At 35.0% G+C, this 12,518-nt stretch carries 11 protein-coding genes and 1 tRNA gene; 6 read left to right on the top strand and 6 right to left on the bottom strand.

Features of this window, described 5'->3' with window-relative positions; genetic code table 11:
* Positions 1 to 122: 122 nt before the first annotated feature.
* Genes miaB through groL form a run of 5 tightly spaced genes read left to right on the top strand, consistent with a single transcriptional unit; the run spans position 123 to position 4,926 of the window.
* Complete coding sequence (gene miaB / locus FNIIJ_RS01120) at positions 123 to 1,538, top strand: tRNA (N6-isopentenyl adenosine(37)-C2)-methylthiotransferase MiaB (protein ID WP_038436220.1); 1,416 nt, start codon at positions 123 to 125, stop codon at positions 1,536 to 1,538.
* A gap of 8 nt (positions 1,539 to 1,546) precedes the next feature.
* Positions 1,547 to 2,731: a sigma-54 interaction domain-containing protein gene (locus tag FNIIJ_RS01115; protein WP_038436218.1), complete on the top strand. Its 1,185-nt coding sequence runs from the start codon at positions 1,547 to 1,549 to the stop codon at positions 2,729 to 2,731.
* Between the two features lie 13 nt (positions 2,732 to 2,744).
* Positions 2,745 to 2,963 carry a preprotein translocase subunit SecG gene (gene secG / locus FNIIJ_RS01650; protein ID WP_076690910.1) on the top strand — a complete coding sequence of 73 codons (219 nt, stop codon included), beginning with the start codon at positions 2,745 to 2,747 and terminating at the stop codon, positions 2,961 to 2,963.
* Positions 2,964 to 3,023: 60 nt separating this feature from the next.
* Positions 3,024 to 3,302, top strand: coding sequence for a co-chaperone GroES (locus FNIIJ_RS01110; protein WP_038436342.1), 279 nt, complete (start codon positions 3,024 to 3,026; stop codon positions 3,300 to 3,302).
* Between the two features lie 4 nt (positions 3,303 to 3,306).
* Positions 3,307 to 4,926, top strand: a complete 1,620-nt coding sequence (gene groL / locus FNIIJ_RS01105; protein WP_038436216.1) for a chaperonin GroEL — start codon at positions 3,307 to 3,309, stop codon at positions 4,924 to 4,926.
* 303 nt (positions 4,927 to 5,229) lie between these two features.
* Here the strand turns inward: groL and FNIIJ_RS01100 are convergent.
* Positions 5,230 to 5,304, bottom strand: a tRNA-Ala gene (locus FNIIJ_RS01100).
* A 22-nt stretch (positions 5,305 to 5,326) separates the two neighbouring features.
* On the opposite strand from FNIIJ_RS01100, the gene FNIIJ_RS01095 reads away from it, so the two are divergent.
* Positions 5,327 to 5,740 carry a SufE family protein gene (locus tag FNIIJ_RS01095; protein WP_038436214.1) on the top strand — a complete coding sequence of 138 codons (414 nt, stop codon included), beginning with the start codon at positions 5,327 to 5,329 and terminating at the stop codon, positions 5,738 to 5,740.
* On the opposite strand, the gene FNIIJ_RS01090 is transcribed toward FNIIJ_RS01095, so the two are convergent.
* From FNIIJ_RS01090 to FNIIJ_RS01070, 5 genes are read right to left on the bottom strand one after another with little or no spacing between them, the layout of a single operon-like run.
* The gene (locus FNIIJ_RS01090) at positions 5,735 to 7,006 is read right to left on the bottom strand and encodes a hypothetical protein (protein ID WP_233485135.1); all 1,272 of its coding nucleotides are present in this window, start codon (positions 7,004 to 7,006) and stop codon (positions 5,735 to 5,737) included. The two genes, FNIIJ_RS01095 and FNIIJ_RS01090, sit on opposite strands and share 6 nt — an antisense overlap.
* 55 nt (positions 7,007 to 7,061) lie before the next feature.
* The gene (locus FNIIJ_RS01085) at positions 7,062 to 7,637 is read right to left on the bottom strand and encodes a c-type cytochrome (protein ID WP_038436211.1); all 576 of its coding nucleotides are present in this window, start codon (positions 7,635 to 7,637) and stop codon (positions 7,062 to 7,064) included.
* Positions 7,637 to 8,170: a DUF3341 domain-containing protein gene (locus tag FNIIJ_RS01080; RefSeq protein ID WP_038436209.1), complete on the bottom strand. Its 534-nt coding sequence runs from the start codon at positions 8,168 to 8,170 to the stop codon at positions 7,637 to 7,639. Before FNIIJ_RS01080 ends, FNIIJ_RS01085 begins: the two co-directional genes overlap by 1 nt.
* The gene (nrfD, locus tag FNIIJ_RS01075; protein ID WP_038436207.1) at positions 8,160 to 9,536 is read right to left on the bottom strand and encodes an NrfD/PsrC family molybdoenzyme membrane anchor subunit; all 1,377 of its coding nucleotides are present in this window, start codon (positions 9,534 to 9,536) and stop codon (positions 8,160 to 8,162) included. Before nrfD ends, FNIIJ_RS01080 begins: the two co-directional genes overlap by 11 nt.
* A gap of 3 nt (positions 9,537 to 9,539) precedes the next feature.
* Positions 9,540 to 12,491 (bottom strand): 4Fe-4S dicluster domain-containing protein, encoded by a 2,952-nt coding sequence (locus tag FNIIJ_RS01070; RefSeq protein WP_038436205.1) that lies wholly within the window; start codon positions 12,489 to 12,491, stop codon positions 9,540 to 9,542.
* Between the last annotated feature and the right edge of the window lie 27 nt (positions 12,492 to 12,518).

Below are 12,518 nucleotides of genomic sequence, written 5' to 3'. Positions count from 1 at the left end.
TAGTTATTTCCTTAAGAGGACAAACGTTTAATGCTGCGTTGATAGTATTATAACATTAATAGCAGTAAGAGCTTTGCGTATTCGAAAAGTTCTCAAAAAAAAACTGCAAACACAAGAAAGATATGAAGGTAGAATCTAGTTTGATCTCTCCTCTACACATTGAGGAAAATCGGAAATTCTATTTAGAGAGTTATGGTTGTCAAATGAATTTATATGATAGTGAGATAGTTACTTCTATATTATTCGATGAAGGTTTCAGTAAGACTTCGGATCCAGGACAAGCTGATGTTATATTGATTAATACTTGTTCAATCCGAGAGAAAGCAGAGAACACTATTAGGATGCGTTTGGCACAGTTTCAATCGATAAAAAAAATCAGACCTTATATAGTGATAGGTGTTTTAGGGTGTATGGCAGAACTACTAAAGTTTCGATTACTTGAGGAAGAACAAATAGTTGATTTAGTGGTAGGTCCTGATGGCTATCGTGATATTCCTTCTCTGATTCGTCAGGTTAAAGATGGAAGAAAGGCTCTTAATGTAGCTTTCTCGAAATCTGATACTTACGCTGATATAAATCCGGTTCGTTTTATAGGAAACGGGGTAACAGCCTTTGTCACTATTACTCGAGGTTGTGATAATATGTGTACGTTTTGCGTAGTTCCTTTCACTCGTGGTAGAGAACGAAGTCGAGATCCGCATACTATTGTGAATGAATGTAATAATCTTTGGAAGAAAGGATATAAAGAAGTTATTCTTCTTGGACAGAACGTTGATTCCTATTTGTGGTATGGAGGTGGTCTGAAAAAGGATTTTTATAAAGCTTCAGAAATTCAACGTAAAACCTCATTAGACTTTGCGGATTTGCTTGAGTTAGTAGCTTGTGCCTTGCCTAAAATGCGTATTCGTTTTTCTACTTCTAATCCCTCTGATATGTCAGAAAAAGTTTTAAAAGTTATCGTCCGTTATTCAAACATATGTAAACACATTCACCTCCCTGTACAGTCTGGAAGTACACGTGTATTAAAACGCATGAATCGTCGATATACACGCGAGCAATATATAGAACTTATTGATAAAATACGATGTCTGATCCCAGATTGTGCTATATCTCATGATATTATTGCAGGTTTTTGCGGAGAAACAGAAAGTGATCATCATCAAACTATGAGCCTTATGGAATACGTGCACTTTGATTTCGGATATATGTTTGCTTATTCTGTACGTCCTGGGACCCCGGCTTCAAAAAGATTGGTTGATGATGTTCCTGACTCTACAAAGAAAAAACGTTTACAAGAGATTATAGATTTGCAACAGAAACATTCTTATGAAGGTAAAAAAAAGCATTTAGGAAAAATTCAGGAAGTATTGATAGAAGGAGAATCAAAAAAAAGTACTTTGCATTGGTCTGGTAGAAATTCCCAGAACGCTGTAGTAGTCTTTCCAAAAGAGTACTATAAAATAGGAGAGTTTGTGACTGTAAATATTGTAGATTGTACTTCTTCGACCCTGATAGGAAAGACGACTTTCAATAGCTAAAAAACACTATGGAAAACATACAGAGCATAAAACAACGGTTCAAAATAATCGGAAATGACCCAGGGCTAAATCGCTCATTAGCAAAGGCAATTCAGGTGTCTCCCACGGATATTTCTGTCCTAGTAATGGGTGAAAGTGGTGTAGGAAAGGAATTTCTTCCGAAGATCATTCATCAACTTTCCTTGCGAAAGCATCATTCTTATATAGCTGTAAATTGTGGGGCTCTTCCTGAAGGAACTATAGAGAGCGAACTTTTCGGTCATGAAAAGGGGTCATTTACCGGCGCTACTTGTGTACGTAAAGGATATTTTGAAGTAGTCGATAAGGGTACCATATTTCTCGATGAAGTAGGTGAATTACCTCTTACCACGCAAGTCCGGCTATTACGAGTTTTAGAATCCGGAGAATTTTTAAAGGTAGGATCTTCTATAATACAGAGAACAAATGTACGGATCATTGCTGCAACTAATGTTAATATTTCTGAGGCGATATCTAAAGGAAGATTCCGAGAAGATCTCTATTATAGACTCAATACTGTTCAAATTAATGTGCCTTCCTTACGAGCTCGTAGAGGAGATATTAGTTTATTATTTAAAAAATTTTCACAGTATTTTGCAGAAAAATACCGAATGCCTACCATAAAGTTAAGTAGTGATGCTATGGGTTATGTAAAAAATTATCCGTGGCCAGGAAATGTTCGTCAATTGCGTAATGTTGTAGAACAACTATCTATTCTAGAGTCTGATAGAGAGGTTTCTATTGAACGCATAAAAGAATATCTTCCTGAACATACGCTTTCTCAGGAGTCGGGACAAATGAGTAATGAGAGAGACTTACTTTACAAAGTGCTTTATGATATGCGTAAGGATTTAACCGATTTAAAGTCTCTCACATGGAAACTTATGCGAAGCCCTACAGAATATGCTCATCGTGTTAAACAGGATCATCCACAAGAGGAAATAATATCTGCAGCAGGGAAAAAATATTCATTAGAAACTAATTATGAAGAAATTGATGAATCCAAAGAACCGCGGACTGCTTCTAAATCTCTATCCTTGCAGGAAAAAGAAATAGAGTTGATTCGCAAAGCTTTAAAGAGAAATAGGGGTAAAAGAAAAACGGTGGCCAAGGAATTGGGGATATCTGAACGAACACTCTATAGAAAAATAAAACAATTCAGCATAGAAATTTAGTGAAACTAACGACGTGTATATATTTTTAACTATACTTATTAGCATTATATCTTTTTTACTGTTGATCATAATTCTGATTCAAAATCCTAAAAGTTCTCAAATTTTAACCCCCAAGAGCACACAAATATTCGGGATCCGCCGACCGAATGATTTTTTAGAAAAAACTACTTGGATCCTATCAATAGGATTATTTATTTTAATACTGACATTTAACTGTTTTTTTAACCGTTGAAAGTTGTCTGTGATAAAAAATTTACATAATTTTATGTTTTTTCGATCAAATAACCTAACGATGAAAAATCTAAATATAAAACCTTTAGGAGATAGAGTGTTGGTTAAATCTGATGAAGCAGAAACTAAGACTGCTTCAGGTATTATTATCCCTGACACAGCTAAAGAAAAACCTCAGCAAGGTACCGTTGTGGCCGTGGGATTTGGTAAAAAAAATGAACCCCTGACAGTGAAAATTGGAGATAAAATATTGTATGGGAAATATTCAGGCACAGAAATAAAACATGAAGGAGAAGATTACCTAATTATGCGGGAATCTGACATCTTAGCAATTATTTAATCGGATGGCAAAAGACATTAAATTTGATATAGAAGCAAGGGACAAATTAAAAAGAGGGGTTGATGCCCTGACAAATGCTGTCCGTGTGACCTTAGGGCCTAAGGGACGCAATGTGGTATTACAAAAATCTTTTGGATCACCATATGTAACTAAAGACGGGGTTTCAGTAGCCAAGGAAATAGAATTGGAAGATGCTATAGAAAATCTTGGGGCTCAAATGGTTAAAGAGGTAGCTTCAAAAACTAATGATGTGGCTGGGGATGGTACTACCACAGCTACTGTACTAGCTCAGGCGATTGTTCGTGAGGGACTAAAAAATGTAGCTGCAGGGGCAAATCCCATGGATTTGAAAAGAGGAATTGATAGAGCAGTCGAATCCGCTGTTTTTGACTTAAAAAAACAGTCTCATAAAGTTGAGGTAGGTAGTAAAAAAATCGAACAAGTCGCTTCCATATCAGCGAATAATGATAAAGTAACTGGTCAGCTTATAGCTTCAGCTTTCGAAAAAGTAGGTAAAGAAGGAGTAATTACAGTAGAAGAAGCTAAAGGGACTGAAACTTATGTGGATGTAGTAGAGGGTATGCAGTTCGATCGTGGATATCAGTCACCTTATTTCGTTACCAATAGTGAAAAAATGACAACTGAACTAGACAATCCTTATATTCTCTTATGTGATAAGAAGATTTCTGTGATGAAAGATTTGCTTCCAATATTAGAACCTGTAGCCCAATCTGGGAAACCGCTATTAATAATTTCTGAGGAAGTAGATGGAGAAGCTTTAGCTACTTTAGTAGTTAATAAAATCCGAGGTGCTTTAAAAGTTGCTGCTGTAAAATCTCCAGGATTTGGAGACCGAAGAAAAGCTATGTTGGAAGACATCGCTATTTTGACAGGTGGTATAGTAATTTCTGAAGAAACTGGGACTAAGTTAGAAGATCCTAATATTAAGATGCTTGGTAGAGCTGAGAAAGTAAGTATTGATAAAGATAATACCACCATTGTAAATGGTGCTGGAGATAAAAAGGCTATCGAGGGACGTGTTCAACAAATAAAATCTCAAATCGAGAACACCACTTCTGACTATGATAAGGAAAAACTTCAGGAACGTTTAGCCAAATTGGCTGGTGGGGTAGCCGTTCTTTATGTTGGTGCTGTTTCTGAGGTAGAAATGAAAGAGAAAAAAGATCGTGTAGATGACGCTTTGCATGCAACTCGTGCTGCTGTTGAAGAAGGTATTGTAGCGGGTGGAGGTGTTGCTTTGGTACGTAGTATAAACGCTCTTAAGCATATTAATGGGGATAATTCTGATCAAAACACTGGGATTAATATTGTTAAAAGATCTCTTGAAGAACCTCTTCGTCAGATCGTAGCTAATGCTGGTGGAGAAGGATCGGTCATTGTATCAAAAGTTTCTGAAGGTAAAGGAGACTTTGGATATGATGCTAAAGAAAGTGAATATAAAAAGATGATTTCTGCTGGGATAATTGATCCTACTAAGGTAACTCGTGTAGCTTTGGAAAATGCTGCTTCAGTAGCAGGGATGCTACTGACCACGGAGTGTGTAGTAACTGAAATAAAAAAAGATGAACCAGCACAACCGGTTACTGGAAGTGGGGTGATGTAATTAAAAAGAAAACATATTTTTATTAAAAACCCGAATCGTTATCCAACGGTCCGGGTATTATATTTTTTAGTAGCCCGTATTTTTTAGTCGCTCGTACTCACCGTAAGGCAATAGAGCGTGCTATACGCATTAGGGAAATATTTTTTATGGAAAACGTGTCTGCTTAAAAGTAATAGAACCCAGCATTCTCATATTACCGTTTTCTTTAACTACCTGATCAGATGATTACTCACCACCGTAGGTAGTAGTTATGGTGTATCCCGTTCTACAGAATATTTGATGACGTCTCTGGTTGGAGTCTCGTGGAGACGATGGGAATTGAACCCACAACCTCTACAATGCCATTGTAGCGCTCTAGCCAACTTGAGCTACATCCCCGACAGCCTATTTTAAAAAAAGCATGCAAGAGGTCATAGAGGAATTTTCAATTTTTGACAATTGGGAAGATAAATATCTCTATCTAATAGAATTAGGTAAAAAACTTCAACCAATTCCATCTTATTTACGTAGTGAAGATAAATTGATTCTAGGATGTCATTCTAGAGTATGGTTACATGCCTATGTAAAAAAAAATAAAATTTGTTTTCAAGCCTACAGTGATGCTATTATTCCACGGGGTATTATAGCATTAATGCTACGTATCTATTCTGGACGTTTCTTAGACCATATTATTTATTCTGAACCAGAATTTATTTTAAAAATTGGACTTAGTTCTTTCCTATCTCCTATCCGAGCTAACGGTATGGAAGCTATGTTTAAACATATCAAACAATATGCGATGGCTTTTAAATGTTTACCTGTCAATTTATTATAAGGAATATTCATAGAATACACTTTCATAGAATAGGAAATTACCCTGTGGGGATAAATTCATTTTCCCAAATTCACGTAATAGAACCAATAAAAAACCTCCACCTACAAAAAGTAGACTACCGATTTCAGACATCCCAAACCCATAAAAACCACCGACGCTACCTGGCATAATCATATTATATATGTCTATAATATGTCCTATCAGTAGGATGCATCCTAATATAACGATGATTTTTTTATTCCTTTTAGATCTACTACTGATAAGTCCAAAAAGAGGGAACAAAAAATTGGGAATTAGCATGATAAAGTTAATAAAATGATATTGATTTGAACGATGCAGAAAATATGTGACTTCTTCAGGGATATTACCATACCAATAGAGTAAAAATTGTGAAAACCATAAATAAGTCCATAGAAGACTAGTAGCAAAAATATATTTAGCTAAATCGTGTAAATGATTATGATTAAAAAAAGGAAGATAACCTTGACTATTTAGAAATATCGCTACTAGTGAAATTACAGTAATTCCAGATACTAAATAAGATCCCAAAACATACCATCCAAAAAGTGTGCTGAACCAGGACGGATCTAAAGACATAATCCAATCCCAACCCATTACCATAGAACTAATGGAAAAAAATAAGATAAAAACCACTGAGACATAACGTAATGTCTTATGTTCTTTTACACTACGTGTATAATCTAATTTCTTGGAAATAAATTTAAGACAACACATAAAAAATGTCCAGCCCACTACATATAGAATACTTCTTATTAGGTAAAAATAAATGTTTAAAAAAGGTAGTTTATTATGAATGAACTCATCGTAATTTGGAGAATTTGGATCTGAGAAAGAAGAATCCATCCAGGGTATCATATGTATAACTCCTATACAATTTAGTATTAAAAGAAGTAGTATAATTACTCCCCCAAAGGGTAAGAATGAAGAAACTCCTTCCATGACTCTACTTACTACAATGGGCCATCCAGCTTGGACAGCATGTTGAATACTTAAAAAGAATAGAGCTCCCAAAGAGATGCTTGTAAAATAAAAGGCTGACATATACAATGCAGACCAAGGTCTCGTTCGTGCTAGTTGCACAAAGTAATTGATGTTTTTTACTTGATATCCCTTTCCCTTCTCTACTATAGGTAGAATAATATCAAATCTTTCTGTATGCGTTTTTATAACCGAATAAACTTTATCTTCATCCATAAAAAGACTCTTATAAAATCCAAAAAACATAGAAATTAAGCCCAATATCATTATAATAAAAAAAATCTGTTTCAATATTTTGCATTGATACATAACTCTAGTCTTATTATTGTTGTTTTAACTTAATGACGTATTCAGCTACTTTCCATCGGTCCAACGGTGTAAGTTGAGAAGCGTAAGAACCCATATTATTTTTTCCGTACATAATTACGTGATATACACTTCCTACAGTAATTTCCAGATTTTTATAATTAGGTACACCAAGAATTTTTTCCTTTTTAACAAGTTCACCTTGTCCATCTCCCGTATTCCCATGGCATATAGAACAGTTAATCTGGTACATTTTTTCTCCTCTTGCAAGATTTTCTTTCCTTTGGTTTAGAGGAGATACTTTGATTTTTTTTGAATCATGATAACCTTTCTTAGAATTTGGAAAGGGATAGGGAAACATATTCCCATCAGTCCTAGGTACAGTCCCTGCGACTGTACTCAAGGAAGTAGTGCCATTTTTAAATATGGACTGATGGATCGTATCGGAGTAAGCTTCATAAGCTTTAGAATAATACATGTCAGGCATATATACTCTATTAGGTGCGGAGGGATCACTATTGAAGAGAAATCTTAAATTAAAAAATAAAAGGAGAGTTAAAGTGTATTTATATAGTTTAAATCTCTTTCTCATTATGGCTTGTCTTTTACACTAATCTCTATAGCACCGTTTTCTTGAAATTGTTTTACCAATTCATTTACGTCAGTTTTAGTATGAATCTCTATAAGAAACTTATCATCAGTAGTCCGGGGATCTGGATTTTTTGGTTCTGCACAAGGAAAAAGTCCACACCGAATTAAATAAGTAAGACACATAAAATGTGCTGCACAAAATATAGTGATTTCAAATAAAATAGGGACAAAAGATGGCAAATTGACATACAAGGAATAATTAGGTTTCCCACCGATATCCTGAGGCCAATCATGAATCATGGTATACCAAGAAAGTAGGCAAGCGAAAGCAGTTCCAAAACACCCATAAAAAAAAGCTAGATAAGATATACGTGTTTTCTTTAGACCAATAGCTTTATCAACACCATGTACTGGAAAAGGAGTATATACTTCATGAATTGAGATCCCTTTTTTATTCAAAATATTGATACTCTTTATCAGAAGATCATCATCATCATATATTCCATATATAATTTTAGTGCTTTCACTTCGCATTTTGATATTTTTTATTCTCTGATTTTAGAATCGTTTTTAACTCTGCTTGTGCAATTACAGGAAATGTTCGTGCGTATAATAAATATAACATAAAGAAAAAACCATTAGTTCCGATAAAAATTCCAAGATCTACAAAAGAAGGGAGAAATCCTGTCCAGGTAGAAGGAAGATAATCGTGGCTTAGGTTCAAAACAATAATATCAAAACGCTCAAACCACATTCCTATATTAATAAATATCGAAATTACATACGACCAGAAAAAACTTCTTCGGACAGCTCTGAACCAGAGTACTTGTGGGATCAAAACATTGCACCCTATCAATGCCCAAAACGCCCACCAAAAAGGTCCGGTTGCTGCTCCAGGTGATAAATAAGTAAAGTCTTCAAAAGAACTTCCTGAATACCAAGCTAATATAAATTCTGTCATATAAGCTATAGCTACCATTCCTCCAGTGATAAGAATCACTATATTCATATATTCTATATGTTTTTTCGTGATATAATCTTCTAAATGCAGCACCTTTCTAGCAATACCCAGCAAGGTTTGCACCATAGCAAACCCAGAAAATATAGCTCCAGCTACAAAATAAGGAGGGAATATCGTACTATGCCATCCTTTAATAACTGAAGTAGCAAAATCAAACGATACGATAGTATGTACTGAAAATACTAATGGGGTACATAATCCGGCTAACACCAAAGATAATTCTTCAAAACGTTGCCAATGCTTAGCTTTTCCTCCCCATCCAAAACTAAGGATCCTGTAAATTTTTTTCTTAAGAGGTTGATTAGCCCTATCTCGAATCATTGCAAAATCAGGAATAAGTCCCAGAAACCAAAAGACAGTAGATACTGAAAAATAAGTACTTATAGCGAATACATCCCAAAGCAAAGGAGAATTAAAATTAGGCCAAAGTGGACCAAATTGGTTAGGTATTGGAATCACCCAAAAAGCATCCCAAGGACGCCCCATATGAATAATGGGGAATAACCCTGCTTGAACTACAGCAAAAATAGTCATAGCTTCTGCTGATCGGTTGATAGAAAGTCGCCATTTTTGGCGAAAAAGTAATAAGACCGCAGAAATCAGCGTTCCAGCGTGTCCAATACCCACCCACCATACAAAATTTGTAATATCCCAACCCCAATTAATTGTCCTATTTAACCCCCAGACACCTATTCCAGTACCTATGGTATAGGCAATACATCCTATACCCCAAATGACTGCCATACATGATATTCCAAATGCTATACACCAAAGTTTTCCAGATTTACTTTCTATAGCACGGGCAACATCTTCAGTAATATTATGATACGTTTTTTCCCTTAAAATCAAGGGGGGTCTAAGAGGTGATTCGGAATCCATACTTCATTTAGAATGTCTTACTTTGACCTGATAAAAGACATTGGGCCTAGTCCCAATGAAATCAAGCAGTTTATAGCTTCTATCATCCTCTAGTTTTCGAACTATTTGACTTTTTGGGTCATTAATATCACCAAAACTTAAAGCTCCAGTAGGACAAGCTTTTGTACACGATGTATGGAATTCACCATCCTTTATCTTTCTTCCTTCTTTTTTTGCTTTAGCTATGGTAGCCTGTGTCATCTGAATACAAAGAGAACATTTTTCCATTACTCCTCGACTTCGGACTACTACATCTGGATTAAGCACCATTCTGCCTATATCATTATTCATATAGAAATCAAATTGATCATTTTCAGCATAGTTGAACCAGTTGAACCTACGAACTTTGTAAGGACAATTGTTAGCGCAATAACGCGTTCCAACGCACCGATTGTAAGCCATCATGTTTTGTCCTTGTCTTCCATGTGAAGTCGCTGCTACCGGACAAACTGTTTCGCAAGGTGCATTGTTACAATGCTGACACATAACAGGTTGAAAAATAACCTTAGGATTGTATTCAGGTTCTAAAAGATGCTTGTACATTTCTGGCTCATAAAACAAATTTTTTTGTGAAAGTCCCTTTTTGGCCATACTTTCGAAACTTTCTTCAGTAGAATAATAACGATCTATACGTAACCAATGCATATCACGAAACTTTCGTATCTCCTCTTTACCTACCACAGGGACATTGTTTTCGGCATGACATGCAATGATACAAGATCCACATCCTATGCAAGCATTTAAGTCTATAGCCAACTGGAAATGATGACCTTGAGATCGATCTTTTTCTTTCCAAAGTGTGATTTTATCTAATGGAATATCTACCTTATAAGTTTTTATTTTCTCTTCTTTATTCCATATTTCTTTTTTTTGTGTCAAAAAAGTTTCAAGATCGGTTTCTCTAGCAATGGAATTTCTTCCTCCCATAGTGTGTTGTAACTGCGTACAAGAAAATTTATGTATTCTTGAAGATTTTTTCAATTGAATTCCTTTTTGTAGAATATTAAAATTCTCATACAGGTAGTAAGCATTTATTCCTACTGATTGACAGGATACTTTTCCTTTATTATGACCGTATCCCAGAGCTAAACCTATGGAACCCAACGCTTGTCCAGGTTGGATATAAACAGGAACGTTTTTAAATGTTATATTTCCCATGGTTAGATAAACACAATCTCCATCCATTGCTCCATTTCCTATGTGCCAATTACGAATACCCAGTTTTTTAGCGTCAAACGATGAAAGTGTGATATAATTTTCCCAAGTAGTACGGGTAATGGGATCAGGCAGCTCCTGTAACCAAGGATTATTTGACTGAGTTCCATCTCCTAAGGCCGTTGTAGTATATAGTTTTAGTTCAAAACCTTCTTTTTTTGAGTGATCAAAAGTTTGAAGATATTTTTTAGTAGGATTTTGATTTCTAACGAGTTTTATCTCTTTATAAAGACTTACGCATCCCTTAAAAAGAGCTTCATTAAATGATGAAACACTAGATATAGGTAAAATATTTTTTTTGAAAAAATTTTTTAAGAAATCATAATAGGGAAGATTACTGCTATGATATGTCATAGAATTTTTCTTGCTGATATGATCTATTTTTGTATTACTCCATATGAGTAAAGAATCTTGGAATTGACGTGTATTAAATAACGGTTGTATAACAGGCTGCATGAGAGTATACATCCCAGTAATAGGTTCAGTATCGCCCCAGCTTTCCAACCAATGGTTAGTAGGTGCCCATACCTTCATTAGATCGGAAGTTTCATCCTCTTTGGGAGAAAATGAGACGGTAAGTTCTACGTTTTTAAATCCATTTTTTAATTCTTTTATTTTTGGATAAGTATATAAAGGATTAGCATTATTTATTAAAATTGCTCCAATGTCTCCTTTTTCAAGATCTATAATAAATTTTTTAAAAGATAAATCATTACTTTCTTTCGCAAGTAAGAAAAGGTTTTTCTCTAGAGCATGGCTCCTAATTTTTTTATTGATTAAAAGAGCTAATGCATAAGCCTCTTTACTGCCGTAAGCAAAAACTACTGCTTTCGAACCTTTAATTTTAATTTCTTTATAAATTTTTTGTGCTAGATAATGGTTAGAATCACCATGCATTGCCTTATATACTTCATATAACAGATGATGTACTTGAGAAGGTTTAAGAGGAATTCTTCTATCAGAATTAGCACCAGTTAGGCTCATATTACTTTCGACTTGGATATGCCGTAACATGTTAGCACCGGTTTTTTTTTGCTTAGCATAAGATTTTGCTAAGCTCTCTGGACTCCAATCACCTAAAAAATCTGCATCAAAGGAAACAATTAATTCTATCTGAGATAGATCGTAGTGTGGCAAAGCCCGGATCCCTAGTATTTCTTTGGTAGCATCTAAAGCGGAAGAATAAGAATATGCGTCATAAGTAATCCAACTTGCTGTTGTATATACTTTTTCAAAAGTCTGGAATAACTTTTTCGTAGATGGACTGGGAAAAGAAGAAGAAAGTAAAACAATTTTCTTGCCTTTTTTTCTAATTTGTTTTAGTTGTGAAATAACATATTTATCTACATCATTCCAGGATACAGACTGTCTTTTAATTGAAGGTCCTTTTAACCGTTCGTTCTCATATAATAGAAGTAAAGAAGCCTGTACACGAGATGAGACGTTCTGAAAATGAAGAGATTCAGTATTTGGCTCGATTTTTATAGGCCTTCCCTCTCGTGTTTTGACTAAAACACTAGCTAGATCGAAGCCATCAAACATAGTTGAAGCATAGTATACTGGGATTCCTGGTGTAATAGATTCAGGTTTCACCAAATATGGAATAGATCGTATAACAGGACCTTTGCAACTAGCTAAGGTAGCAGAAGCTATTCCAAATCCCATCCATTTTAGAAATTCTCGACGTGTAGTGTTTCCCATTTCTAGTTCTTTTTATTTCTGAAGTAC

Origin of the sequence: Candidatus Walczuchella monophlebidarum, from assembly GCF_000709555.1 — a bacterium.
Lineage (GTDB): Bacteria > Bacteroidota > Bacteroidia > Flavobacteriales > Blattabacteriaceae > Walczuchella > Walczuchella monophlebidarum.
Note: the sequence above shows the minus strand (reverse complement) of the source record. Positions and strands in the feature narration are given on the sequence as shown.

Coding starts and splice junctions, on each gene's coding strand:
- FNIIJ_RS01070 (WP_038436205.1), bottom strand. CDS start 12,491: ATGGGAAACACTACACGTCGAGAATTTCTAAAATGGATGGGATTTGGA.
- groL (WP_038436216.1), top strand. CDS start 3,307: ATGGCAAAAGACATTAAATTTGATATAGAAGCAAGGGACAAATTAAAA.
- miaB (WP_038436220.1), top strand. CDS start 123: ATGAAGGTAGAATCTAGTTTGATCTCTCCTCTACACATTGAGGAAAAT.
- FNIIJ_RS01080 (WP_038436209.1), bottom strand. CDS start 8,170: ATGCGAAGTGAAAGCACTAAAATTATATATGGAATATATGATGATGAT.
- nrfD (WP_038436207.1), bottom strand. CDS start 9,536: ATGGATTCCGAATCACCTCTTAGACCCCCCTTGATTTTAAGGGAAAAA.
- FNIIJ_RS01095 (WP_038436214.1), top strand. CDS start 5,327: ATGCAAGAGGTCATAGAGGAATTTTCAATTTTTGACAATTGGGAAGAT.
- FNIIJ_RS01115 (WP_038436218.1), top strand. CDS start 1,547: ATGGAAAACATACAGAGCATAAAACAACGGTTCAAAATAATCGGAAAT.
- FNIIJ_RS01110 (WP_038436342.1), top strand. CDS start 3,024: ATGAAAAATCTAAATATAAAACCTTTAGGAGATAGAGTGTTGGTTAAA.
- FNIIJ_RS01085 (WP_038436211.1), bottom strand. CDS start 7,637: ATGAGAAAGAGATTTAAACTATATAAATACACTTTAACTCTCCTTTTA.
- FNIIJ_RS01090 (WP_233485135.1), bottom strand. CDS start 7,006: ATGATATTGGGCTTAATTTCTATGTTTTTTGGATTTTATAAGAGTCTT.